General features: G+C 69.1%; 23 protein-coding genes. 11 read left to right on the forward strand and 12 right to left on the reverse strand.

Features of this window, described 5'->3' with window-relative positions; translation table 11 throughout:
• Window positions 1-142: 142 nt before the first annotated feature.
• On the reverse strand, window positions 143-280 hold the full coding sequence (locus ACZ4AA_RS25280) for a hypothetical protein (protein ID WP_467607093.1): 138 nt from the start codon (window positions 278-280) through the stop codon (window positions 143-145).
• 34 nt (window positions 281-314) lie between these two features.
• On the opposite strand from ACZ4AA_RS25280, the gene ACZ4AA_RS25285 reads away from it, so the two are divergent.
• A complete protein-coding gene (locus tag ACZ4AA_RS25285; protein ID WP_467607098.1) occupies window positions 315-1547 on the forward strand; it encodes an RNA-guided endonuclease InsQ/TnpB family protein in 1233 nt (410 codons plus the stop codon).
• Window positions 1548-1560: 13 nt separating this feature from the next.
• On the opposite strand, the gene ACZ4AA_RS25290 is transcribed toward ACZ4AA_RS25285, so the two are convergent.
• The 6 genes from ACZ4AA_RS25290 to betA all read right to left on the reverse strand — a co-directional run bounded on the left by ACZ4AA_RS25290 (window position 1561) and on the right by betA (window position 9931).
• Window positions 1561-2529, reverse strand: coding sequence for an ABC transporter substrate-binding protein (locus tag ACZ4AA_RS25290; protein ID WP_467607102.1), 969 nt, complete (start codon window positions 2527-2529; stop codon window positions 1561-1563).
• A 13-nt stretch (window positions 2530-2542) separates the two neighbouring features.
• On the reverse strand, window positions 2543-4543 hold the full coding sequence (locus tag ACZ4AA_RS25295) for an ABC transporter permease (RefSeq protein WP_467607106.1): 2001 nt from the start codon (window positions 4541-4543) through the stop codon (window positions 2543-2545).
• Window positions 4543-5631, reverse strand: coding sequence for a quaternary amine ABC transporter ATP-binding protein (locus tag ACZ4AA_RS25300; RefSeq protein ID WP_467607112.1), 1089 nt, complete (start codon window positions 5629-5631; stop codon window positions 4543-4545). Before ACZ4AA_RS25300 ends, ACZ4AA_RS25295 begins: the two co-directional genes overlap by 1 nt.
• 20 nt (window positions 5632-5651) lie before the next feature.
• Window positions 5652-7121, reverse strand: coding sequence for an aldehyde dehydrogenase family protein (locus ACZ4AA_RS25305; RefSeq protein WP_467607115.1), 1470 nt, complete (start codon window positions 7119-7121; stop codon window positions 5652-5654).
• A gap of 302 nt (window positions 7122-7423) precedes the next feature.
• Window positions 7424-8260 carry a methylenetetrahydrofolate reductase gene (locus ACZ4AA_RS25310; protein WP_467607118.1) on the reverse strand — a complete coding sequence of 279 codons (837 nt, stop codon included), beginning with the start codon at window positions 8258-8260 and terminating at the stop codon, window positions 7424-7426.
• 3 nt (window positions 8261-8263) lie between these two features.
• Window positions 8264-9931, reverse strand: a complete 1668-nt coding sequence (gene betA / locus ACZ4AA_RS25315; RefSeq protein ID WP_467607121.1) for a choline dehydrogenase — start codon at window positions 9929-9931, stop codon at window positions 8264-8266.
• Window positions 9932-10132: 201 nt separating this feature from the next.
• Between betA and ACZ4AA_RS25320 the strand changes: the two genes are divergently transcribed.
• A complete protein-coding gene (locus ACZ4AA_RS25320; RefSeq protein WP_467607282.1) occupies window positions 10133-10879 on the forward strand; it encodes an IclR family transcriptional regulator in 747 nt (248 codons plus the stop codon).
• 9 nt (window positions 10880-10888) lie between these two features.
• On the opposite strand, the gene ACZ4AA_RS25325 is transcribed toward ACZ4AA_RS25320, so the two are convergent.
• The 3 genes from ACZ4AA_RS25325 to ACZ4AA_RS25335 all read right to left on the reverse strand — a co-directional run bounded on the left by ACZ4AA_RS25325 (window position 10889) and on the right by ACZ4AA_RS25335 (window position 13711).
• Window positions 10889-12019 carry an aromatic ring-hydroxylating oxygenase subunit alpha gene (locus ACZ4AA_RS25325; RefSeq protein ID WP_467607124.1) on the reverse strand — a complete coding sequence of 377 codons (1131 nt, stop codon included), beginning with the start codon at window positions 12017-12019 and terminating at the stop codon, window positions 10889-10891.
• A 130-nt stretch (window positions 12020-12149) separates the two neighbouring features.
• Complete coding sequence (locus ACZ4AA_RS25330; RefSeq protein ID WP_467607126.1) at window positions 12150-13352, reverse strand: NAD(P)/FAD-dependent oxidoreductase; 1203 nt, start codon at window positions 13350-13352, stop codon at window positions 12150-12152.
• Window positions 13349-13711, reverse strand: coding sequence for a bifunctional 3-phenylpropionate/cinnamic acid dioxygenase ferredoxin subunit (locus tag ACZ4AA_RS25335; protein WP_467607128.1), 363 nt, complete (start codon window positions 13709-13711; stop codon window positions 13349-13351). The genes ACZ4AA_RS25330 and ACZ4AA_RS25335 overlap by 4 nt, the downstream gene beginning before the upstream one ends.
• 375 nt (window positions 13712-14086) lie before the next feature.
• On the opposite strand from ACZ4AA_RS25335, the gene ACZ4AA_RS25340 reads away from it, so the two are divergent.
• The 8 genes from ACZ4AA_RS25340 (at window position 14087) to ACZ4AA_RS25375 (ending at window position 21743) form a co-directional block, all read left to right on the forward strand.
• Window positions 14087-14863: a polysaccharide deacetylase family protein gene (locus tag ACZ4AA_RS25340; RefSeq protein ID WP_467607133.1), complete on the forward strand. Its 777-nt coding sequence runs from the start codon at window positions 14087-14089 to the stop codon at window positions 14861-14863.
• A gap of 406 nt (window positions 14864-15269) precedes the next feature.
• Window positions 15270-16433 carry an ATP-binding protein gene (locus ACZ4AA_RS25345; protein ID WP_467607285.1) on the forward strand — a complete coding sequence of 388 codons (1164 nt, stop codon included), beginning with the start codon at window positions 15270-15272 and terminating at the stop codon, window positions 16431-16433.
• Window positions 16430-17287: a roadblock/LC7 domain-containing protein gene (locus tag ACZ4AA_RS25350; RefSeq protein WP_467607135.1), complete on the forward strand. Its 858-nt coding sequence runs from the start codon at window positions 16430-16432 to the stop codon at window positions 17285-17287. The genes ACZ4AA_RS25345 and ACZ4AA_RS25350 overlap by 4 nt, the downstream gene beginning before the upstream one ends.
• On the forward strand, window positions 17277-17660 hold the full coding sequence (locus ACZ4AA_RS25355; RefSeq protein ID WP_467607139.1) for a DUF742 domain-containing protein: 384 nt from the start codon (window positions 17277-17279) through the stop codon (window positions 17658-17660). Before ACZ4AA_RS25350 ends, ACZ4AA_RS25355 begins: the two co-directional genes overlap by 11 nt.
• Entirely contained in the window at window positions 17661-18224 is a 564-nt protein-coding gene (locus tag ACZ4AA_RS25360; protein WP_467607142.1) for a GTP-binding protein, read from the forward strand.
• Window positions 18225-18234: 10 nt separating this feature from the next.
• A complete protein-coding gene (locus ACZ4AA_RS25365; protein ID WP_467607144.1) occupies window positions 18235-19617 on the forward strand; it encodes a cytochrome P450 family protein in 1383 nt (460 codons plus the stop codon).
• 60 nt (window positions 19618-19677) lie between these two features.
• Window positions 19678-20961, forward strand: a complete 1284-nt coding sequence (locus tag ACZ4AA_RS25370; RefSeq protein WP_467607147.1) for a cytochrome P450 — start codon at window positions 19678-19680, stop codon at window positions 20959-20961.
• Between the two features lie 44 nt (window positions 20962-21005).
• Complete coding sequence (locus ACZ4AA_RS25375) at window positions 21006-21743, forward strand: enoyl-CoA hydratase/isomerase family protein (protein WP_467607288.1); 738 nt, start codon at window positions 21006-21008, stop codon at window positions 21741-21743.
• Between the two features lie 240 nt (window positions 21744-21983).
• Here ACZ4AA_RS25375 and ACZ4AA_RS25380 read toward each other — a convergent pair whose 3' ends face one another.
• Both ACZ4AA_RS25380 and ACZ4AA_RS25385 read right to left on the reverse strand, forming a co-directional pair.
• Window positions 21984-22853: a PIG-L deacetylase family protein gene (locus ACZ4AA_RS25380; protein ID WP_467607149.1), complete on the reverse strand. Its 870-nt coding sequence runs from the start codon at window positions 22851-22853 to the stop codon at window positions 21984-21986.
• 538 nt (window positions 22854-23391) lie between these two features.
• Complete coding sequence (locus ACZ4AA_RS25385) at window positions 23392-24207, reverse strand: hypothetical protein (protein WP_467607150.1); 816 nt, start codon at window positions 24205-24207, stop codon at window positions 23392-23394.
• Window positions 24208-24513: 306 nt separating this feature from the next.
• Here ACZ4AA_RS25385 and ACZ4AA_RS25390 point away from each other — a divergent pair, with 306 nt between their 5' ends.
• Window positions 24514-24975 carry a hypothetical protein gene (locus tag ACZ4AA_RS25390; protein WP_467607154.1) on the forward strand — a complete coding sequence of 154 codons (462 nt, stop codon included), beginning with the start codon at window positions 24514-24516 and terminating at the stop codon, window positions 24973-24975.
• Window positions 24976-25050: the final 75 nt, after the last annotated feature.

Consider the following 25050-nt stretch of genomic DNA (forward strand, 5'->3'; position numbering starts at 1 on the left):
CGACCGGCCCCTGGCCTGGGCCTACCTCTGATCTTGCGGATGTGCGCCTACCTTCAGGCCCGGGTGAATTGCAGCTCCAGACTGCTCTGACCTCAACTGTGAGACACGGGCCTGTACTACCTACCCGCGCCCACAGCTGTGCTCAGTGCGGACGCCTCTGCTGTGTGCTGTAGTCCTTGACCACCTGGAGCGGAGGGCTGCCGCATGAGCTGGCGAAGTACGAGGGTGACCAGAACAGGCCGCGCATGATCGTCCCCGCCTCACCGGGTCTGGTTTCCATCGTGGTGACACAGGCCGACGGTATGGTGATTGCCGTGCAGCTTCGGTATAGCTTCCGCGTGTATCCGAGTGCCGGTCAGCGCATAGCGTTGGCGAGGGCGTTCGGGTGTGCGCGGGTCGTCTTCAACGACGCGCTGCGTGTGCGCGAGGAGGCCCGGGTGGCGGGACTGGGGTTCGTCACCTCGGCGGAACTGTCCAGGAACCTGACGGCCGCGAAGAAGACACCGGAACGGGCCTGGCTCGGCGAGGTCTCGGCGGTGATCCTCCAGCAGTCCCTGCGCGACCTGGACACCGCTTACCGGAACTTCTTCGACGGGCTCAAGGGCAAGCGCCCGAAGATGGGTGCGCCGCGTTTCAGATCGAAGCGGGACAACCGGCAGTCGATCCGCTTCACCGCCAACGCCTCGTGGCGGATCACGCCGGGCGGGAAACTGAGACTGCCCAAGGTCGGCGACGTTCCCGTGCGCTGGTCCCGGACACTGCCGTCCGCCCCGTCCACCGTGACCGTGGTCAAGGACGCGGCGGGCAGGTACTTCGCGAGCTTCATCGTGGAGACGGACGCCCGCGCAGTACTGCCCGGGACGGCACCGGAGATCGGCATCGACCTCGGCCTGGGGCACTTCGCCGTCCTGTCCGACGGCCAAAAGATCGACAGCCACCGCTTCCTGCGCCGGGCCGAGAAGCGCCTGAAGAAGTTGCAGCGGGACCTGTCCCGCAAGCAGAAGGGCTCCTCCAACCGGGGCAAGGCCCGGCTGAAGGTCGCCCGCGCTCACGCACGGGTCACCGACGCACGCCACGAGTTCCACCACCAGCTCTCCACCCGGCTGATCCGCGAGAACCAAGCGATCGCCGTCGAGGACCTGTGTGTCAAAGGACTCGCCCGCACGCGTCTGGCCAAGTCCGTCCACGACGCCGGATGGTCCGCGTTCGTGGCCATGCTGGGATACAAAGCCGCCCGGTACGGACGCATCCTCGTGAAGATCGGCCGGTTCGAACCGACCTCCCAGGTGTGCTCCGTATGTGGCGTCAAGGACGGCCCCAAACCGCTGAACATCCGGGAGTGGACGTGCTCGGCGTGCGGGACCGTCCTCGACCGGGACGTCAACGCGGCGGTCAACGTCGCCAAGGCCGCCGGGCTGGCGGCATCAGCCTGTGGAGCGCAGGTAAGACCGGCACCCGTGCCGGCACAGCGCAGCGAAACAGGAACCCACCAGAAGCTGCCCACCGCGTCGCCGCACTGGGAGCAGATTGGAATCCCGGGCCCTTAGGCCCGGGAGGATGTCAATTGAGCCAGGCGTCCACCTTGTCCTTGTTGGCCTCGACCCACTTCTTCGCCGCCGCCTCGTCGGACATCTTGTCCTGGGCGATGTACTTGGCGACGGTGTTCTGGTCGTCGTTCGTCCAGTTGAAGTTCTTCACCAGCTTGTAGGCGGGGCTGCCCGAATTGGCGAACTTGGAGCTCACGATCTTGTTGAGGTCGTAAACGGGATAGTCGCAGGCGACCTTCGCCGCGTCGGCGTCACAGCCCGTCGTGTAGGCGGGCAGGGAGACCTTCTTCAGCGGAACCTCGGACAGGAACCACTGCGGCTCGTAGAAGTAGCCGATCACCCACTGCTTGTTCTTCTCGGCGGTGCGGAAGGCCTGGATGAGGGCGGTCTCGCTGCCCGCGTACACCACCTTGAAGTCCAGCTTCAGGTTCTTCACGAGCGCCGCGTCGTTCGTGACGTACGACGGGTCGCCGTCCAGGAGCTGGCCCTTGCCGCCCGACTCGGACGTCTTGAACTTCGACGCGTACTTGTTGACGTTCTTCCAGTCGAGGATGTCGGGGTGCGCCTTGGCCAGCCACGGCGGCACGTACCAGCCGATGATGCCTTTGTTGCCGGTCTGGCCGGCGTCGACGGCGGTCTTCTGGCCGCTGATGTACTTCTTCGCCAGGTCGTCGTGGCCCCAGTTCTCCAGGATGGCGTCGACCTCGCCGGTGCCGAAGCCCTGCCAGGCGATCTCCTCCTTCAGGTTCTTCTTGGTGACCGTACAGCCGAGGTTGTGCTGCGCGACGTACGCGACGACCGCCGCGTCGGCCTCGTAGCCCACCCACGGATTGACCGCGAGATTGAACGATCCGCACGTGCCGGAGCCGCCCGCGTCCTTCGGACCCGATGAGGAGTCGCCGACCTTCGCCCCTCCGCACGCGGTGAGGGTGAGGCCGAGGACGGTCAGACCGGCCGCGCCGGCTCGCCAGTGTCTTGCCATGGTGTCGTGCTCCTTAAGCGCTCGCGCGTCGTGCCGCTGCCTGAGTGATCCGGTCGAACATGACTCCGAGAAGGACGATGGCGAGACCCGCCGCGAGTCCCTTCCCGTACAGCTGCCCCTGTGAGAATCCGGCCACGACGTCATAGCCGAGGGCGCCCGCTCCCACCAGGCCGCCCACCACGACCATCGACAGCACGTAGATCAGGCCCTGGTTCGTCGCCAGCGTCAGGGCACCGCGTGACATCGGCAGTTGGACCTTGGTGATGATCTGCCAGGTGCTGCACCCGGCGGAGGTGGCCGCTTCCACGGTGGTCTCGGGCACGGCCCGGATCCCGTCCGCGATGATCTTCATCGTGACGGGCGCCGCGTAGACGATCGCCGCGACGATGGCCGTGAAGCGGGTGGCGCCGAACAGCGCGAGGAACGGTACGAGGTAGACGAACGGCGGCATGACCTGTGCCGCGTCCAGGGTGGGACGGATCAGCCGGTCCACGAGCATGCTGCGCCCCATCCACACGCCGAAGACGATGCCGAGGACCATCACCAGCACCGTGGCGACGAGCGTCGAGGCCAGCGTCGTCATGCCGTCCGACCACACACCGGTGCCGACCAGCAGACCCACGCACACGGCCGTGGTGACCCCGGCCTTCCAGCCGCCGAACACCACGCCCAGCGCGACCAGCACCGCGCCGACGAGCCACCACGGGGAGTCGGTGAGCAGTGTCTGGAACGGATTGAGCAGGCCGTTGGTGATGATGTCGCGGATCGCGTTGGTCAGACCCGACAGGTTGTCCTGCGCCCAGTTGGTCGCGGTGTCCGCCGCGCTCGCGATGTGGCTGCCGGTGGTGCCGTCGCCGGGGAAGTCCGCCGCCCACAGATAGGTGTGCGACATGTAGATCAGAACCGCGGTGACCACCGCGCCCGCTCCCAGCAGCGGCCGCCGCCACTTCGCGAAGGTGTTCCTGGAGCGCCGCGCGTGCTCCTCGCGGGTGCCGGCCGCGGTCGTGACCCGGTCCAGGACGATCGCCATGACCACGATGGCCAGGCCCGCGTTGAAGGCCGTGCCGACGTCGAGCGACTGGAGTGCCTGGACGACGTTCGCGCCGAGGCCGGGCGCGTTGATCAGGGCCGCGATGGTCACCATGGCCAGGGCGGCCATGATGGTCTGGTTGACGCCCATCAGCACGGTCCGCCTGGACATCGGCAGCAGGACCTTCAGCAGCGACTGACGGCGGGTGGCGCCCAGGGAGTCGGCCGCCTCGACGGTCGTCCTCGACACGTTGCGGATGGCGTGCGCGGTGATGCGGATCGTCGGCGGGGCCGCGTAGATGACGGTGGCGATGGTGGCGGACGCTCCGCCGATGAGGAAGAACAGGGTCAGCGGTGCCAGGTAGACGAAGGTCGGCATCGTCTGCATGAAGTCCAGGAAGGGCGTCATGATCCGGTTGAACCGGTCGGACAGCCCGGCCCACACCCCGAGCGGGATCGCGAACAGCAGGGCCACGAACACCGCGGAGAGGGTGAGGGCGAGGGTGTCCATGCTCTCCTGCCACAGCCCCTGGAGCCCGAAGAAGGTGAAGCCCGCCACGGCCAGCAGTGCGACCCGCCAGTTCCCCACGGCCCAGGAGACGTACCCGGCGATGGCGACGACGCCGAGCCAGCCGATCTGCGGGACCGGGCGGGCCCCGGACGGCTGGGAGATCAGGTGCTGGACGAAGGTCACCAGGTTGTCGATGACCAGCCGGATCTCGTTGAAGAAGTACAGGAAGAGGGGGTTGGAGTTGCGGTCGGCGCCGACGGAGTCGTTGAAGTCGTTGATCCACCGGTGCAGATCGGTCAGGTCCGCCGCCGCCAGGGACAGGGTCTGCCTTCCGCGCAGGACGGCGAACAGCACCAGCCAGACGACGAGGATCGCGCCGATCGTCATGGGCCGGCCGACTTTGCGCGCGCCCTTGGCGGGCGGGGCCGGTTCCACGGCCTCCGCTTCGCCGGGTTTCTCGATGGCGACGGTCATCACGCGCCGCCTTCCCGCCCGGCGACCACCGCGAGGATCTCCTCGTCACCGACGATGCCGAGCAGCTTGCCGTTCTCGACGACCTTGACGGGCCTGTCGGCCGCGAGGACCGCGCGGGTGGCCTCCTTCACCACGACGTCCGGGCCCAGCTCGGGGCCGTCGAGTTCGTCGCCGTCCTCCGGCGCGCGCATGATCCAGCGCAGGGTGAGTACGTCGCCGCGCGGCACGTCCTTGACGAACTCGCGTACGTAGTCGTCGGCCGGGGCGCCGACCAGTTCGTCGCCGGTGCCGCACTGGACCGTCTTTCCGTCGCGCATGATGAGGATGCGGTCACCCAGCTTGAGCGCCTCGGACAGGTCGTGGGTGACGAACACCATCGTCTTGCCGACCTCGTGGTGCAGCCGGATGACCTCGTTCTGCATGTCCCGGCGGATCAGCGGGTCGAGCGCCGAGAACGGTTCGTCGAAGAGGAGGACGTCCGGGTCCCCGGCCAGCGCCCGGGCGAGGCCGACGCGCTGCTGCATGCCGCCGGAGAGCTGGTCGGGGTAGGAGTTCTCGTAGCCGGAGAGGCCGACCAGTTCGACGACCTCGAGCGCCTGCCGGGTGCGCTCGGCCTTGCTCATGCCGCGGATCTCCAGTCCGAAGGACACGTTGTCGACGACCCTTCGGTGCGGCAGCAGCCCGAAATGCTGGAAGACCATGGAGAACTTGCGGCGGCGCAGTTCCCTCAGCCGCTTGGCGTCCGCGTCACGGATGTCCTCGCCCTCGAAGACGATCTCCCCCGCGGTGGGTTCGATCAGGCGGGTCAGACATCGCACCAGGGTGGACTTCCCTGAGCCGGACAGACCCATGACGACGAAGACCTCGCCGGGCGAGACCTCGAAGTTCACGTCGCGCACGGCGGCGGTGCATCCGGTGCGGTCCATCAACTCGCGGCGGGTGAGCCCGCGCAGCTCCTCGGAGTCCGGTACCTGGTCCGCCTTCGGCCCGAACACCTTCCACAGCTTGCGCACGGATATGACCGGGGTGGCGGCCGAGTCCTGGGACGTGCCGCGCCGCCGCGGCACCTCCGTCTGTGCTGGGGTCACGATCGGCCTCTCTTCGGCGTTCAGCCGCGGAACCAGTGCTGCGGCCGGGGTTGGATGTTCTGCCAGATGTGCTTGGTCTCTCGGTACTCGTCCAGGCCGGTCGGTCCCAGCTCCCTGCCCACGCCCGAGTGCCCGAAGCCGCCCCATTCCGCCTGCGGCACGTAGGGGTGGTAGTCGTTGATCCACACCGTGCCGTGGCGCAGTCGCCGGGCGACCCGCTGGGCCTTCCCGGCGTCCTGGGTCCAGACGGCTCCGGCGAGTCCGTACTCGGTGTCGTTGGCGATGCGTACGGCATCGTCCTCGTCGGTGAAGCGCTCGACGGTCAGCACGGGTCCGAAGGACTCCTCGTGCACGACCCGCATGTCCTGCGTGCACGCGTCGAGCACGGTCGGCGGGTAGTAGTAGCCGTCCGCGAGGGCGGGATCGCGCGGCCGCTCACCGCCGCAGCGCAGTACGGCGCCCTCGGCGAGGCCCGCCGCGACATACGCCTCGACCTTCTCCCGGTGCTGCGCGGAGATCAGCGCGCCGGTGTCGGCCTCGGGGTCGAAGGGCCCGCCCAGCCGGATCCGCCGGGCGCGGCGGACGATCTCGTCGACCAGGGCGTCATGGAGGGAGTCCTCGACGATCAGCCGGGCGCCCGCCGAGCAGACCTGGCCCGAGTGCAGGAAGACGGCCGTGAGGGCGAAGTCGACGGCCGTCTCGAAGTCGGCGTCGGCGAAGACCACGTTGGGGTTCTTGCCGCCGAGCTCCAGCGCGACCTTCTTCACGGTCGCGGCGGCGGTGGCCATGACGCGCTTGCCGGTCTCCAGGCCTCCGGTGAAGGAGACCATGTCGACGGCCGGGTCCTCGGAGAGCGGTGCGCCGACCTCGGGGCCCGTGCCCAGGACGAGGTTGGCGACGCCGGCCGGGAGCCCGGCCTCCTCCAGTGCCCGCATCAGCAGGATCGAGGTGGAGGGGGTGAGCTCACTGGGCTTGAGGACGATCGTGTTGCCCGCGAGGAGCGCCGGGGCGACCTTCCAACTGGCTTGCAGCAGTGGGTAGTTCCAGGGGGTGATGAGTCCGCACACGCCGATCGGTTCATGGACGACACGGCTGACGGCGTCGTCACGACCGGTGTCGATCACGCGGCCGGCGTCCGTGCCCCCGATCCCGCCGTAGTAGCGGAGACAGGAGACGACGTCGGCGATGTCGTACTCGCTCTCCACCAGTCGCTTGCCGGTGTCCAGCGACTCGGCGCGGGCGAACTCCTTGGCGTCGCGCTCGATGAGGTCGGCGGTGCGTTGGAGCAGCGCACCGCGCTCCCGCTCGGGGGTGCGCGGCCAGGGTCCTTCGTCGAAAGCCCGTCGGGCCGCGGCGATCGCCGCCTCGGTATCCGGGCGCGTCCCCTCGGACACGGTCGCGACGAGTGCGCCATCGGCGGGACAGCGGATCTCCCGGCGCCCACCGGCCGATGCGTCGCGCCATTCCCCAGCCACGTACAGGTCTGCCACGCGCCAAGCCCTTCAGCCGATTTGCGTTGCGCATCGTGCATCCAATTGCTTGTGGTGGAACACCATGACGAACGCCACAGACCTACGTCAAGGGGTTGGCGGATGACGATTTCGCACGGGCCCATCGACCCTCTCCCGTGACCGACGACCCCCACCGCACAGCGGCTTCCGCCGAGCGGTGGGGGATGAGGGGCGAGGCCGGTTTCCGGCCGTGACGGTCGTATACGAACCCGGGTGTCCCCGCGGTCACTTCGGCCGACGGAGGAAGGCGATGCTCCCACCGGTCCAGACGCCCGACCGGTTCAGTCGCCCAACCGGTCCAGCAGGGCGCGGCGCCAACGTTCGGTCTCGGCGAGCTGGTTGAACGTGAACACGTGCAGGCCCGCCACCCCGGCCGAGGGCGCGGTGAGCGCTGCGGCGGTGCGGGCGAGCAGCCGGTCGGGCGAGTAGGCGCCGGGGGTCGCGAACCGCAGGAACCACGAGGCGTGCCGGGTGAGGAAGCGTGTCGACTCCCCCACCCCGATCTTCGTCGCCATGGCCAGCAGCCTCGCCCGCTGTACGGGCCCCGCCACGCCCACGTGGAGGGGCAGGGTGACGTCTCGGCGCCGTATGCGGCCGACCCAGTCACCCAGCACCCGGGGATCGAAGCAGAGGTTGCTCACGATGTAGGTGGCGTGCGCGTGCTTGTCCCACATGGCCTGGATGGTGAGGTCGTCGTGGATGAGCGGATGGCTCTCGGGGTAGCCGGTGATGCCGACGCGGGCGAACGGGCCGCCCAGTTCACTCAGCCTGCGCAGCACGGGGAGCGCCCCGTCGTAGGCCCCGGCCGGCGGATCGGCGTCGCCGGCCGGGACGAAGACGTCGTCGACACCCGTCTCCCGGAGTCGGTCGACGACATCCTTCAGATGCGCGTCGTCGCGCAGCAGCCGCGCGGGCACGTGCGGGACGACGCGGTAACCGCCATCCGCCAGCCTCCCGACGAGGTCGAGCGTCGGTTCCAGGCCCTTGACCGGGGACGCCGTCACGGTGACGACGACGTCGCGCGGGACATGGGCGAGGACCTTGTCCTCGGTCGCCTTCGCGGGCAGCACCTCGTAGCGGACGCTCGACAGCGGCGCCCTGAGCCGTTCGCCGTCCAAGGGTCACCCGGCCTGCTTCTGGGCGTCGCGGTGCCGGTAGTACGCGGCTTTGGAGGCGGGCAGCGGCTCCTTGCCGAGGATGAGGTCGGCCGCCTTCTCCGCGATCATCATCACCGGGGCGTAGATGTTGCCGTTGGTGACGTAGGGCATGACCGACGCGTCGACGACGCGCAGCCCCTCCAGGCCGTGCACACGCATGCTGGTGGGGTCGACGACGGACATCTCGTCGGTGCCCATCTTGCAGGTGCAGGAAGGGTGCAGGGCGGTCTCGCCCTCCTGGGCGACCCAGGCGAGGATCTCCTCCTCGCTCGCCACGGCCGGGCCCGGTGAGATCTCACCGTCGTTGTACGGGGCCATGGCGGGCTGGTTGAGGAGCTCGCGGGCGACCCGGACCGACTCGACCCACTCGCGGCGGTCCTGTTCGGTGGAGAGGTAGTTGAAGCGCAGAGCCGGGTGTTCCCGCGGGTCCTTGCTCTTGATCTTCACCGAGCCGACGGCGTCGGAGTACATGGGCCCGACGTGCACCTGGTAGCCGTGGCCGCCGGCCGGCGAGGAGCCGTCGTAGCGGACCGCGACCGGCAGGAAGTGGAACATCAGGTTGGGGTAGTCCACGTCCTCGTTGCTGCGGGCGAAGCCGCCGGCCTCGAAGTGGTTGGTCGAGGCGGGGCCCTTGCGGAAGAGCCATTGCAGGCCGATGAAGGGTGCGCGCCACTTCGCCATGTACGGCTGCATGGAGACGGGCTGCTTGCAGGCGTACTGGATGTACACCTCCAGGTGGTCCTGCATGTTCTCGCCGACGCCCGGGAGGTCGTGGACGACGTCGATGCCGAGCGCGCTCAGTTCCTCGGCGTTGCCGACTCCGGAGAGCTGGAGCAGTTGCGGGGAGTTGATCGCGCCGCCGCAGAGGACGACCTCGCGGGCGCGCACCTGCCGGACCTTGCCGCGGCGCCGGTACTCGACGCCGACGGCCTTCGTGCCCTCGAAGAGGACGCGGGTGGCCAGGGCGCGCGTGGTGACGGTGAGGTTGGGCCGCTTCTTGACGGGCTTGAGGTACGCCTTGGCGGCCGACAGCCGGCGGCCGCGGCTGACGTTGCGGTCGAAGGGGGCGAAGCCCTCCTGCTGATAGCCGTTGACGTCGTCGGTGCGCGGATAGCCCGCCTCCTGGACGGCCTTGAGGAAGGCGGTGAACAGCGGATTGGAGGCGGGGCCGCGTTCGAGGACGAGCGGGCCGTCGTGGCCGCGGAACTCGTCGTCGGGGTCGGCCGCGAGACAGGTCTCCATCCGCTTGAAGTACGGCAGACAGTGCGCGTAGTCCCAGGACTCCATGCCGGCGCCGGCCGCCCAGCGCTCGTAGTCCATGGGGTTGCCGCGCTGGAAGATCATGCCGTTGATACTGCTGGAACCGCCCAGCACCTTGCCGCGCGCGTGATGGATGCGCCGGTCGCCCATGTGCGGTTCGGGTTCCGAGGCGTACTTCCAGTCGTAGAACCGGCTGCCGATCGGATAGGTCAGCGCCGCGGGCATGTGGATGAAGACGTCCCACGGGTAGTCCGGGCGGCCCGCCTCCAGGACCAGCACCTGGTTGCCGGGATCGGCGGAGAGGCGGTTCGCCAGTGCGCTGCCGGCGGATCCACCGCCGACGATGACGAAGTCGTATTCCAGGGGAGCCATGATGCCTCGTCTCGCTCGCGCCGCAGATACGCGAGGCATGCTAGTTGAGCATCGCTATACGCACTAGGTTGCGAACAACGCAACTTGCACGGCCCGTGTTTCGACCCTGTTACTTGCGCCTGCGTTGTTTACTGCGCGTATAGTTTCGCTGTGAGCAACTACGGTCCCGATACTGAAACGACAGGTTCGCAGTCCGGTGGGGTGCAGTCCGTCGACCGCGCCATCAGCGTGCTGGAGATCCTGGCTCAGCGCGGCGAGGCGGGCGTCAGCGAGGTGGCCGCCGAGATCGATGTTCACAAGTCGACCGCGTTCCGACTGCTCGGCGCCCTCGAGTCGCGCGGCCTGGTGGAGCAGGCGGGCGAGCGCGGCAAGTACCGCCTCGGCTTCGGCATCGTGCGCCTGGCCGGCGCGGTCACCGGACGCATCGACATCACGCAGCAGGGCCGCCAGGTCTGCGAGCGCCTCGCCGAGGAGATCGGCGAGACCGTCAACATCGCCGTGATGCAGGAGCACTACGCGATCAATCTCTACCAGGTGCGCGGCCCGGGGGCCGTCACCGCGCACAACTGGGTCGGCCAGCTGACCCCGCTGCACGCCACCTCCAGCGGCAAGATCCTGCTGGCGCACCTGCCCGCCAAGGAGCGCGCCGCTCTGGTGTCCGAGGCCGGCCTGAAGAAGGTGACCCCGCACACCCTGACGTCGAAGGCGAAGCTGGAGAAGAACCTCGCCGAGGCCCGGGAGCGCGGCTACGCCTGGACCCTGGAGGAGCTGGAGATCGGGCTCCACGCCATGGCCGCGCCGGTGCGCGACCGGGACGGCGAGGTCATCGCGGCACTCAGCGCCTCCGGACCCGCGTACCGGTTCACCGAGGAGCGCCTGCACGAACTCGCTCCGGTTCTCGTCAAGGGCGCGGAGGAGATCAGCCACCGGATGGGATACCTGGGCTGACCGGCCCGACTACGGCCGGGCCGTACCGAGGCGCTCGGTCACCCAGTCGTGGAAGGCGCCGATGTGGTGTTCGCTGGGCACCAGCACCCCGCCCTTGGCGTACAACCGGGAGCTCATCCCTGGCTGCGTGCGCTCGCACGCGTCGAAGTCCTGGCGGTTGACCCGGTCGAAGAGTTCCACTGACCGGCTGACGTCCTTGCCGCTGGCGACGACGTGCGGAAGATACAGCCAGTCGCACTCGACGATCGTGCGGTCGGCGGCCACCGGGTACATCCGGTGGAAGATCACGTGGTCGGGGACGAGGTTGATGAAGACCTGCGGTTTGACGGTGATCGCGTAGTAGCGACGGTCCTGGTCCTCCGCCACTCCCGGGATGCGGTCCAGGCCCTCGGAGCCGTCGACGGTGAAGCCCTGGATCTCCTCACCGAACTCGGCACCGTGGCCGACGTAGTACTGGGCCGCGTAGCCGTCGGCGAACTCGGGCAGCACCTCGGTGAGTTCGGGGTGGATCGTGGCGCAGTGGTAGCACTCCATGAAGTTCTCGACGATGAGCTTCCAGTTCGCCCTGACGTCGTAGACGATCCGCTGGCCGACCGAGAGGTTGTCGATGTCGTAGTGCTCGATCGACTCCACGTCGCCGAGCCGGCCGACGACCTCGCCGACGACGTCGTCCTCGAAGGAGGGCGGGTTCTCCGCCAGGCAGACCCAGACGTAGCCGAGCCATTCGCGGGTGGTCACGCTCACCAGGCCGAACTCGGTGCGGCCGACGTCGGGCATCTTCGTGAGGTTGGGCGCGGCGACGAGCTTGCCGTTCAGGTCGTACGTCCAGGCGTGGTACGGGCATTGGAAGGCGCGCCTGACCTCGCCTGCCTCCTCGGTGCGGAGCTTGGCACCGCGGTGCCGGCAGACGTTGAAGAAGGCGCGTACGGAGTTGTCCCGCGCACGGGTGATCAGGATGCTCTCGCGGCCCACCTCCACGGTCCGGAAGGAACCGGGCCTGGCCAGGTCCGAGGAACGTACGGCGCAGAACCACATCGTTTCGAAGATGCGCTCCTGCTCCTGGGCGAAGATCCCCGGATCCGTGTAGGAGGCGCCGGGGAGAGTGGCGATCAGGCTGTCCGGCAGGCTGGTCGAGGTCACGGTGCACTCCTCGGGAAACGTCGTGGAGGGGCGATTCACGCGCCGGGAAGGACGACTCCGGACGGCGTTGTGCATGAAGCAACGCTGCGTGCCATGTGCAACCGCAGCATGAAATGACTCAGGGGCCGTGTCAAGAGCTCGCGGCGGCCAGCTGCTTGCGCCAGCGGGTGAACAGCCGAGGCTGGTTCATCCCGAGCACGGCGACCGGAACTCCGGCGCGCCGGTAGACGGCCAGGACGTCGCGGTCGTCCTCGGCGCCCGCCTCGATGGTCACACTGTCGGCGGCTGCGGCGTGACCGGCGAACTGGATCCTCACGCCGTACTGGTCGGACCAGAAGTACGGCGGCCGGGGCACACCCGGTTCCACCGCACCGCCCGCCAGCAGCGCGGCGATCGCGGCGTCGGGGCGCTCGCGCGCACCGGTCCAGTGCTCGACGCGGCGGTGGGCTCCCGCGCGGGGGTCGTACCAGTTGGCGCAGTCGCCGACCGCGACCACGCCGGCCAGGCCGGTGCGGCCGTCGGCGCCGCACTTGACGCCGTCGTCGAGCTCGACGCCGGATCCTTCCAGCCACTCGACGCACGGGCGGGCACCCACACCGACGACGACGATGTCGGCGGGGATGGCGCGGCCGTCCTGGAGCAGGACGGCGTCCACCCTCCCCAGGGCTCCGTCCGGGGGAACCCCCATCTCGCTTCGCCCGTCCCCGCGCAGCCCCTTGACCCCCACACCGCACAACAGCCTTACACCGTGGTCCGCGTGGAGGGTGGAGACGAGGCCGCCCATTCTCGCGCCGAGCGGTCCGGCCAGCGGCGTCGAGGCCGCCTCGACGACCGTCACGTCCAGCCCGAGGACGTACGCGGATGAGGCCACCTCGGCGCCGATGAAGCCGCCGCCGATCACCACCAGCCGTCCGCCCCGGGCCAGTTCGTCCCGCAGGGCGCGTGCGTCGTCCAGGGTGCGCAGCGTGTGCACTCCGGCCAGGCTCCCGGATCCCGGCAGCGTGCGCGCCACCGCGCCGGTCGCGATGACGACGCCGTCGGCGCGGACCTCGCGCCCGTCGGCGAGTCGGACGGCGCGCCCGGTGCGGTCGAGTCCGGTGGCACGAGCGCCGAGCAGCCACTCCGCGCTCAGGTCCTCGCCGTCCGTCTCCAACGAGAGGTCCGCCTCGCCGAGGGTGCCGACCAGGAACTCCTTGGACAACGGGGGCCTGTCGTACGGGCGGTGGAGTTCGTCACCGATGACGACCAGCCGCCCGTCATAGCCGTGCTTGCGCAGCGAGCGCGCCGCCGACAGACCGGCCAGCGAGGCGCCGACCACGACGACAGTCCTCACGCGGAACCCCCGGCGAGCCGAGATGCGACGCAGGGCGGCAGGTTGGGGGCTTCCGCGGACACCCGGACGTGGATCACGCCGTCCTCGACGACGACCTCGTGCGTCCGCACCGGGAGCTTGGCCGGCGGAGAGTCGACCGCGCCGGTCCTCAGATCGAACTTCGAGGCATGCAGTGGGCATTCCACCTCGCAGCCCTCCAGCCAGCCGTCGGCGAGCGAGGCGTCCTGGTGGGTGCAGGTGTCGTCGATGGCGAAGAGTTCGCCTTCGTCGGTGTGGAACACCGAGACCGGCGGATCTGTGTCGAGCCGGTGGGCCTCTCCTCGCGGGAGATCCGCGAGACGGCACGCGGGAATCATCATGACACCTCGGTGCGTATAGCGAAACGGATTGCGATAAGCGCAACGTCAGTTTGAAGTCGCCCAGAACCCTTGTCAAGGCATCCAGCGGGCACTCCGAGCCGACTATCGTGTTGCGCAGTACAGAACATTGTGCACATAGAGCAACAGCAGCCAGCCACGATCGGCCGGCGACGGAGATGCGCCGAGGGCGGGCGGGTGAGAGGCGCAAGTGGGCGTCAGAAACCGCGGCCGGTCCGCTCCTTGAGACGCGGTCGATGTCCTGGGTGCCGCCGTCCGGGAGATCGTGAGTTCCCGCAGCCGGACTGAACACCCGTGTCCTGCCTCACTATCGAGGCCGCAGGGCAACGCTTCCGGCGCTGAAATCCTCTCCTTGGGATGAAGATCCTCAAGGGGCGCGCTCGCGCACTCATACTCCTGGCCCTGGCCGTGGTGACGGCCGTAGCGGTGACCGCCTTCATGGTCATCGAGGCGAACAGGATGGACACGCTCTCCCCGGGCGAGGAACGGGGCCACGCGGCGCCCGGAGCAGTCTTGGCGCCAGGGCAAACGGACTGCCGGAAGCTCAAGTGCATCGCCCTCACCTTCGACGGCAACCCGGGCGAACCCACCGACCGGCTGATGGACCTCCTGAAGAAGTACAAGGCGCCGTCGACGTTCTTCCTTGAGGGCCGGCGCATCCACCAGTTCCCGGATGTGGTGCGGCGGATCGCCGAGGAGGGCCACGAGATCGGGGACCACACCTGGACCCACGCAGTGCTGACGGATGTCTCCGACGCGCGGATCCGCGACGAGCTGCGCCGCACGGCACGGGCCATCTCCAGCATCACCGGGAGCGAGCCGACGCTGATGCGCCCGCCCCAGGGCCGCACCGACGACCGCGTCTCCAAGGTCACGAAGGAACTGGGGATGGCGCAGGTGCTGTGGACGGTGACCGCGAAGGACTACGAGACCAACGACACCGCGCTGATCACCGAGCGCGTGCTCGCGGGCGCGGGCCGAGACGGGATCATCCTCCTCCACCCGCTGCACAAGGGCACCGTGCCGGCCATGCCCTCCATCCTGAAGGCGCTCAGCGAGCAGGGCTACACCTTCGTGACCGTCTCCCAGCTGCTCGCTCCGGCCGAGGCCGAGCCCGGCAAGATCTACAGGTGACCGACGGACCCGCGAAGGGACCCGGCGGGCGTGGCCGGTTGTGAAGATGTCCTGAAGGTTCAAAGCCCCTTCGGGCGCGATCAGTTACTCAGAGCCACCCGGCAACCGGCGCGCGCACCAGCCAGTGACGATGATCGCTTTCGTCACGAACTGCCCTGTCCAGAAAGCCAGTTGCGACCTCAGATGCCCCCCGGAGCCGTCACTTCCGGGCAGGGCCACGGTGGTAACATTCCGGCGTCTGCGACCTTGATCGACTTGCCCCGGGCTCCGGCCCGGGATCGGTCTGCTCCTCGTGCGTCAGCGGTTGTGCGGTCCCCCAGGAGTGTCGCGGACCCTCGAGAGGTGTAGCCGCGGAGGCCTGCATGCCACGCGCCGGGAAAGGTTTTCCATGAATCGAGATGCCCTTATGTGGTGCCTGATCGCGGTCACGGCGACAGCCGTTGCCGCGGTTGTGGTACTCGTCCTCCGCAACAGAGCCCTGGGGGTGAAGAAGAGGCAGTCCGAGGCCGCACTGGAGCAGGAGCTCGGCAACGTCCGAGGCCATCTGCACCTGAGTCAGGGCGAGTTGCTGAGGGTCCGGGACGACCAGGCCCGGGTCATCCGGGACGCCGAGCAGGCGGCGGAGGCGAACACGAAGGACGTACTGAAGGGCGCCGCCCGCTTCCTGCAGAGCCTCGCGGCCGAGCAGACCGTGCTGCTGGACGACATCCAGCGCAAGTACGGAGGGCACACCGTCCTCGCCGACCTGATGGACGTGAACCACGCCAACGCCCAGATGGCCCGTAAGGCCCAGGGCATCGCGGTCATGTGCGGCGCCCCCGTCAGCCGCCGCAACCAGCCCGCCAGCGTCTACGACGTCGTCCGCAGCGCCCAGAGCCAGATCCGCAACTTCAACCGGGTCGAGATCATGCAGCCGAGCGGCATCGCGCTGAAGGCGACAGCGGTCGCCCCGGTCGCCCTCGCCGTCGCGGAGCTGCTCGACAACGCCGCCAGCTTCTCCCAGGCGGACGCGCCGATCGAGGTGACGTTCCAGCGGGTCCAGAAGAACCTGTGCATCGTGATCGACGACGCCGGCGTCAGCATGAGCGACGAGGACCGGCAGAAGGCGACCGAGCTGCTGTCCGGGGAGTCCGTCCCCGTGCTGTCGCAGCTGGGATCCCAGCCCAAGTTCGGTTTTCCCGTGGTCGGCCTGATCGCACGTCAGTACGGCTTCAAGGTGGATGTCACCGGAGTCTCGCGCTACGGCGGAGTCCGGGCCGTCGTCCTGCTGCCAGAGGAGCTGTGGACCATGGAGGAGACACCGGCCCCGGCCGAGGAGACCCCCGTCAGTATCAGGGGTGTCGAGAACCGCGATCAGAACAGCACGCGCACGGTGCACGGTCTGCCCAAGCGCGGGGCACGCCAGACGCCCATCACCGGTGTTCCGTCCGGCGACGGCCCCCCGCGGGGGACGCAGTCGCCCAGAAGGACTTCCCGTGGGTCCGGCAGCGGCCTGGGCGCTTTCCAGCGCGGGACGCTGACAGGCCGTGACCTCACCGCCCCGTCGCCCGAAGGGTCCGAAGACGCATGACCACAGACATGTCGTGGATGGTCAAGGACATCGTCGCCAACGTCCCCCGGGCTCTGCACGCCGTGGTCCTGTCGGCGGACGGCCTCCCTCGCGGGTCCACGGACGGCCTGCCCGCGGCGGACGTGCGGACCATCGCCGCCGCCATGGCCGGGATGCAGTCCCTCAGCCGGGCCACCGCCCACTTCGCCGGTCCGGCGCGGGACCAGCGGTGGAACCAGACGATCATCGAGTTCTCGCACGGCTGGGTGTTCCTTATCGGTGCGGGGCAGGGCGCCTACCTGGCCGCCGCCGCCGAACCCGACGTCGACATGGAGCAGATGTCGTTCCGTATGAACCGCCTGGTCATGCGGCTCGGCGACAACCTCACCTCCCCGCCCAGGGCCGGCGGCGCGGAGGCGGCCGAGGGCACCGACGGCGCCTCGGCGCAGCGGGCGGGGGTGGCGGCGGGCGGCCAGGGGGTCGTCCTCCGCGAACTGGACGAGGTGATCTCCGCCGTCCCGGGCGCACGGCACGCCGTACTGCTCGGCGGCGACGGTCTGCCCCGCGGTTCGAGTTCGGGGATGGACAGGGACCTGGCGGACACGATCTCCGCGGCCATGACGGGCATCCTCGCCTACAGCCGCGCGACCTCGCAGTTCGCGGGCGGCCAGGAGGCCGACGAGTGGCAGCAGACGGTGATCGAGTTCCAGCACGGCTGGATCTTCCTGATCTCGGCGGGTGAGGACGTGTTTCTCGCCGCGGCCGCCGAACACGACTGTGACATCGAGGAGTTCACCACGCGCCTCAAGGACGTGGTGCTCATGGTCACCCCGCAGCGGGTGCCGCGGGGAGCGAGGGCCGGCCATGCGGGATGAAGGACCGGACGAACTGGAACTGACGTCCGCGTTAGTACCGCTCTTCATCATCACTCAGGGACGTGGACTGCCCGCGGACCACGAGTTCGAGCACACCACCCTGGTGATCGCCCACGCCGACACGTCGGCCGCGGCGCGCACCCTGTCCCCGGAAGCCCGGCGCGTCATGGACCTGATCGCCGACGGCTATCTGTCCGTGGCCGAGGTCTCCGGCCACACACACCTGCCGCTGGGCATCGTGCGCATTCTCCTGGCGGAGATGGCGGACAAGGACCTCATCATCGTGAGGAACCCCCCGGAGCGGGCCGAGCGTCACGACCGCGAACTGCTCGTCGCCGTACTCGACGGCCTGAGAACCCACTTGGGAGCGTAAGTGAAGCATCTTGATCCGGCTGTCTCCCACGCGGTGAAGATTCTCATCGTGGGCCACTTCGGTGTCGGCAAGACCACGTGCATCGGCAGCATCTCGGAGATCAACCCGTTGCAGACCGAGGAGGAGATCACCGAGGCCAGTGAGGGCTTCGACGACCTCTCGGGAACCCCGAACAAGACGACCACGACCGTGGCGATGGACTTCGGACGTCTGACGCTCAGCGACACCCTGGTCCTCTATCTCTTCGGAACGCCCGGCCAGGAACGTTTCAAGGAGATGTGGGAGGGCCTGTCCCGGGGAGCGCTGGGCGCGCTGGTCCTGGTCGATCCCGAGCGGCTGCACGAGAGCTTCGCCATCCTCGACCTGGTCGAGCGTTTCGGCCTGACCTACGCCATCGGCGTCAACCACTTCGACGGCACCCCGGCCTACCCGCTCGAAGAAGTGCGCGAGGCGCTGAACCTCTCCGACCAGACCCCGATCGTGCACTGCGACGTCCGCGACCGTGGCTCCTCGGGGCAAGCACTGATCACTCTCGTCGAGCACCTCATGACCATACTTGGCTAGGAGCCACGGCATGCAGCAGCAATTCGACCCGTCCGGGACACCGGCGGGGTGCCCCGCGCACGGCAACATCCAGCTGTTCGGACCCGAGTTCGGCGCCGACCCCGAGGCGCACTACGCCGACCTGCGCTCGAAGGGCCCGAGCTCCCCGGTCGACATCGCGCCGGGCGTCGAGGTCGAGCTGGTCACCAGTTACGACGCCAGCCTGTACATCTTCCAGAACCCCGGCTCGTTCGTACGGGACTCGCGCCGCTGGGCGGACCTGAAGGCGGGCCGCGTCCCCGCGGACAGCCCGGCACTGCCCATGATGGGCTACCGTCCGAACGCGCTGTTCAGCGACGGCGCGGCGCACGCCCGGCTGCGACAGGCGGTCACCGACAGTCTGGCCACCGTCGACGAGAGCCGGCTCGCCCGCAAGACCGAGCAGTCCGCCGACTACCTGATCAGCGGCTTCAGTTCCGATCCGCTGGGTCAGGCCGAGTTGATGGCCGCGTACGCGCAGCCGCTGCCCCTGCTGGTGTTCAGCGACCTGTTCGGCTGCCCGCCGGAGATCGGCGACCGCGTCATCGCCGGGATCAGCGGCATCTTCGACGGCACCCCCGGCGCCGACGTGGTCCTGGGGGGCGCCCTCACCGAACTGATCGCCCTCAAACGCCGCCAGCCCGGCGAGGACCTCACCACCCGTTTGATGGTGCACTCGGCCCGGCTGACCGACGAGGAGGTGCTGCACCAGCTCGTCACGCTGCTCTCCGGCGGCACCGCGCCCCTGACCGCCGCCATCGGCACCAGCAGTGCCCTCTACCTCGGCGGCGACTGGCCCACCGGCCTGCCGATCGAGGACGCTGTCGTGCAGACGCTGTGGAACTACGCCCCGATCGCCAACTACGCGGCCCACTACCCCACCCACGACGTCGAACTGGGCGGCCGGGTGCTCAGGGCGAACCATCCGGTGCTGATCTCCTTCGCGGCGGCCAACACCGACCCCAAGCTGGCTGAGCACCGCGAACACCTCAGCGCCAAGGCCCACCTGGCCTTCGGTGCCGGCCCGCACGCGTGCCCGGCCAAGGACCCGGCGTTCATGATCGCCGCCACCGCCGTCGAGTCCCTGGTCAACCGGCTGCCGGACGTCGAGACGCGCGTCCCGTTCAAGGAACTGGCCTGGGCGCCGAGCCCGTGGAGCCGCACGCTGATGGCCGTTCCGATCCGGTTCACCCCGCGCACGGTGCCGTCGGCCGCCGCCTCCCGGCCCACTGCCACCGGGACCCCTCTGGACGCGCGGTCGTCCGCGTCGTCCCCCCAGCCCTCCGCGGCTCCCACGGCAGGGCCGGCGTACGCGGCGCCGCATCCCAAGGGCGGCCTGTTCAGCCGATTCCTGGCCTGGACGAGAGGCGAGTGACGTAGGTAACCCTAAGAGAACACAGTGGCATTGGATGCTTCAATAACCCCACGGGTACGTATGGCGGCTGTTGCTCAGAAAGGAGCCGCCACCGTGGGGTTGAGTGTCACGACTCCGTCGTCCGACCGTCGAGCCACTGTCTCTCTCTTCTCCCGTCTCCGGAAGCCCGAGGGACAGAACGACCCATTCGCCATCTATGCCGAGCTCCGGTCGCGGGGCAGTGTCAGCCGCGCGCCCTGGGGCGGGCTTCTCGTGACCGGCTTCAGCACCTGCGACCGGGTGCTCCGCAGCGGCGACTGGCTGGAGCCGGACAAGGAATGGCGGCAGCGGCAGGGGGAACGTACCCGCTGGAGCGCCCCCTCCTCCCGCGAGATCAGCAGGACCCTGCCCGCGCTCAACCCACCCGAGCACACCCGGGTGCGCCGTGCGGCCGGCAGCTTCGACCGCGGAACGATCGAACGCATGGGGCGGCGGGTCGACGGGATCGTCGACCGTCTCCTCGACTCCTTGATGGACCATCTCCACACCGGCGAGGCGGACTTCGCCGCCCTGGTCAGTGAGGAACTCCCGATCGCCACGATCGGGGACTGGCTCGGCCTGCCCGCAGCCGACTGGCCGCGACTGCGAGAGCTGACCCACGACCAGGTCTTCACCCAGGAACTGCTGCCCTCCGCGAGCCAGTTAGCCCGGTCGGACGCGGCCATGGCCGAACTGCGTGCCTATTTCCTGGAGTTGGTCCGCGAGCGACGCACCCGTCTCGGCGACGACCCCGTCTCACAGTGGATACGGACGTGGGACGCCCTGGAGCCGGACCAGGACAAGGCCGACGAAGGGGTCTACTTCCTGGCCCTGTTCGTGCTGCTGGCGGCCCTGGAGACCACGTCCACCCTCCTGTCGACCATGACGCTCCTGCTCGTGGAGGAGCCGGCGCGGTGGGACATGGTCGCCGAACACCCCGACCTCGTGCCCGCGTTCGTCGAGGAATCGTTGCGCTACGACCCGCCCACCCATGTGATCAGCCGTATCGCCGCCACGGAATGCCTGCTCGACGGTGTCGCGGTCGACGCCGGCCAGATGGTCCACCTCATGGTGGGAGCGGCCCACCGCGACCCGGCGAGACATACGGACCCCGACCTCTTCGACCCTCACCGCAAGGCCGGCCATCTCGCCTTCAGCGGAGGCATCCACTACTGCCTCGGCGCCCCCCTGGCCCGGCTCGAGGCCCACACCCTGCTCCGTCTCCTGACCACGCGCCTCCCCCGCCTCACCCTGGTCCGCCGCCCGATATGGGCCCCCAGGGTGGCGTTCCGGCGCCTGCTGAACCTGGATGTCGCCCTCGCATGAACCCGCCCTCCCCCGCCACCTCCCCCACACCGGTCCGCGAACCCATGGACGTGGAACAGACCGGCCCCGTCCTCCATGTCCGGCTCAACCCCGCCGCCCAGGACGACACCCTGAGTGCCGCCGTCCTCGACGGCCTCCTCGCCCTGCTCGACGGTCTCCACGAGCGGCCGGACATCCGCGTCCTGGTCCTGTCCTCCCTGGGCGAGGACTTCTGCCTGGGAGCCGACCGCCAGGAATACCAGGACGCTCTCGTCTCCGACCCGACGGGAGGAGCGCTGCGTCGCATCGCCGACAAGGCCCACCGGCTGTGCCAGGCGTTGGAGAACACCCACGTCGTCACCATCGCCCGGCTCCACGGCAGCGTCATCGGCGCCGGCCTCGCGCTCGCCGCCTACTTCGACCTGCGGGCGGGCGCCGACACCTGCCGGTTCCGCATGCCGGAGGTCGGCTTGGGCCTCCCGCCCGCCTGGGGAGGAGCGATGGGCCGCCTCGTCTCCGAGGCCGGTGCCGCGAGAATCCGTGAACTCATGCTCACCTGCGACGTCTTCGACTCCCCTACCGCCCACCGGATCGGGCTCCTGCACAAGGTCGCTCCCCTCGACCAACTGGACGCGACCATCAGCGGCTGGACCAGGCCACTCGTACGCCGATCACCCGAGGCCCTCGTCCTGACCAAACGCATGCTGGCCGGCTATACGCGCGCCGACCGCATGGCCGACGTCTCGCTGCTCGACTCCCACCTGCTGACGGCCCACCTGAGCCCACCCCGCAGCCGTGAGTGACGCCTTCGCGGAGAAGGGCCCCTAGCGGACCCGGACGATCGACAGCGGCCCCGGCGGGACGGTACGCCTCGGGCGGACGACGACGTCGCCCCAGTGGCCGGAGGCGGTGACCACGGCACGGGACGCGCCCGCGGCGACGGGCGTCGACCACGGCAGGTGATGAACACCAGCCCCGGAAGGTGATGAACGCCGAGAGGCCGGGGCCGCCACACACGGTGGCCCCGGCCTCTCGGACTCCGGTCAGGCCGGGGGCGGGCCCGTCCGGTAGCCCGACGGGAGGCTGTGGACGAACTCCCGGGGGTCCGCGTACGCGTTCTCCAGCCACTCGGGCACGCTGTGGTACCCGAGCGTGTAGAGGTTCCGGCTGGGATCCCAGGTGTTGTAGGCGAGGATGGCCGACCGCTTGATCGCCATGTGCTTCGCCGGGATGTTCAGGACGTAGTCGGCGCCCTGGACCCGGTCGGACTGCGGGTGCTGCTGGTAGGTGTAGATGTGGTTGAACCGCAGGTCCGGTATCTCGTCGCGCAGCAGGTAGGCGGCGTCGCTGCACGCCTTGTGCGTCGGGTTCCCGTCGAGCCAGCCGGCGGCGAACTTGTGGGAGGCGCCCGGATACTGTGCGGCCAGCGCCCTGACCTTGGTCTTGACCTTCTGGACGAACCCGTCGTAGTTGGTGTACGCCTCGTCGGAGAGGTTGAAGTTGATGACCTTGTCGACCCCGATGGACTTGGCCGACAGGGCGAACTCGGCGGTCCGGGCCTTGACGACGAGGGAGTTGTCGGACGGGTCCCAGCCGAGCTTGTGGTAGTGGTCGGGGGCCGAGCAGCGGTTCTCCAGCCAGGTGCAGTGGCCCAGGTTCATGATGTCGGCGAGCTGGGAGTTCTCGCCCCGGGTCACCAGCACCAGGTACACCGGACGGCCCGCGGCCTTGTGCTCCAGGATCGAGCCCGCCATGCCGATCGCCTCGTCGTCCTGGTGCGGCGAGTAGAAGATCGCCGGTGGTGTCGCCGCCGCGGCGGCCCTGGTCGCGGAGGACAGCGCGGCGCCGGAGGCGGTCAGCGCGGACGCCGTCAGCAGGCGGCGCCGCGACAGGTGGAGGTCCTTGAAGCTCATGGGTCTCCCTCGGGATGTTCGGTCTGGAAAGGCACACGCCCCGCACCGGGGTGTCCGACGACGCCGGGGTCCGCTGCGGTGGCCGCGTCCGCCGTCGGCACGGCCGGACCGCCCACCCGGAGGGTCACCGGGCCGCACCGGTGATCACCGGCATCCGTGTACGTCAGCCAGCAAAGCCGACGGCACTGACGATCCACTGACGTTTCACCAACGCGGCCTCACACGCCTCGGCGTGACCTTCCGGAACAACGTCAGACGGGCCCGGCCTGGCGGGAGTTCAGGACCTGGAACGGACCCGCGCTCATCGCGTTAACGAGCCGTAGGCGGGAGCAGAACCGATCCAGCGGTGTCGGGTGGCTACGTCGACATTGTTGCCGCGCACATAGGCGCACGCCCGGTCTCCGGCGGACGGCGCGCTCGCCGTCGTCAAGCTCCGGTCGTTCCCCAGATCCATCGCCCGGTACCGGCCCCCGAGCACCGGCAACTATCCCGCCACCAGGACCACAGGACGTATGCCCAGACCACGACGGACCCGGCTCTAGCCCGCGGAGGCGGCGGTGTCGGCGTGCCGGGCCTCCATCGCGGCGATCACCCGCTGCCGGGCAACCCGCCGGGCCGCCTTGAGTCTTCCGTCTGCCAACAGGACAGGCGCGTACCAGATCCAGCCCCACACGCTGTACGAGACAGTCCCGCTCAGTACCAGCGCTTTGTTGGTGACGAGGACGAGCACGAACGTGGCAACGTAGGCGGCCGCCCGATGACGGACCATGAGCCGAAGCGGAGCCCGCCACGGACCGGCCAGCAGCTCCAGCGCGGCCGCCACCTCGGCGGCCCGCAGGTCCTCGGGATGCGCCGACGCCTGCCCGCCCTGTTCCAGTGCTTCCGCCACATCGGCGCTGTGGGATGTCAGAGCCGCCCGCTCGGCCCGCGCGGTGGCCGTCTTCTCCCGTACGTCCTGCCAGTAACCCCGCCCGGCCCAGCCGAGCGCGGCCTCCACCCGCGCCGCTTCGGGCGAACCCGCAGGAGCCAGAACGGCGATCCGCTCCTTGAGTACGACAGCTCGACGGCTGCGCCCCGGATAGGTCCAGCCGTCGGCCCGCAGGCACAACTCCAGGTAGGAGACGAGCAGTCCGAGATCGTCAGGCCAGCGGGCGAGCCCGGCCGCATAGGCCTTCTCCGCCTCGGCATCATGGTCGTCCTCATCCTCCGCCGCGTGCGCCAGGCCGAGCCACCGGTAGAGCACCGGATCGGGCCCGAGCTCCTCCAGACCGGCTTCAGACACCTTCCGTACCTGCGCGAACCCACCCACCGCGAAGAGCTCCTCGCAGCGGTCGACGTAATCGTCGTGCGTCATGCTTCCCACCCCAGTCGATCAGTACAGCCACTCTCGGCCACACAAATCCACAGGTCAAGGCAATGTAACTGTCTGTCAGGAGTGCGCTGCCCGCAGCCGCTTCAGCGCCAGAACCAGCGCTGTGGCCGGCCTGCCGGTCGAGAGTCCGCGCGTGACGGTGCCGGGCCGTGTGGTTGCACTGGTCGACAGCCTGCTGGACGAGGGCCTGTCTTTTGGATCATCCGAAAGTGCTGGTGTCCATCTGACCAGGAAAGTCGGCCGAGTTCAGTACGCTCAGCCTGTTTGCATCGGATGTGGAGGGCACGTGTGGCGGGCATACCGTCGATGGATGAGGCCGTGCGAGTACTCGAAGGCGAACTGGGACCCCGGGCGGTGGCCGAACCGGTCACGGAAGAGGTCTGGCTTGCCTTCCTCCGTTTCGGCCGACGGATGTTCCACGTCCAGAACACATCCGATGCGGACGGTCTCCTCTTCCAGTACGGGACCTACGCGTTCGACGGTCCTCGGGCGTTCACGCTGGATCTCACCCGACAGTTCGAGGTCGCCGACAGCGACGGCGATCACGACTACTACGTACAGGTCCACTGCGAGCTCCGCTACGCGCTCGCGCCGGCTCTGGAGGCCCTGGGAAGCTACGATTCGTGGTACTTCCACCATGCCGGAGACAATCTTGAAGAGTGGGCCCGAGGGCTGACCGAGCGGGCAGCCTGGACAGTGATCCGCGGACTCCAGCCGACCGAGGTCAGGGTGTACCAGGAGCGCGTGTAGTCGCTCAGGCCACCGTCGTGGCGCAACGTCCTCCCGAGCCGTCGCTTTCTCACTTCGGACGCGGACTCGTTCGCG

This window comes from Streptomyces sp. NPDC024698 (genome assembly GCF_055559015.1).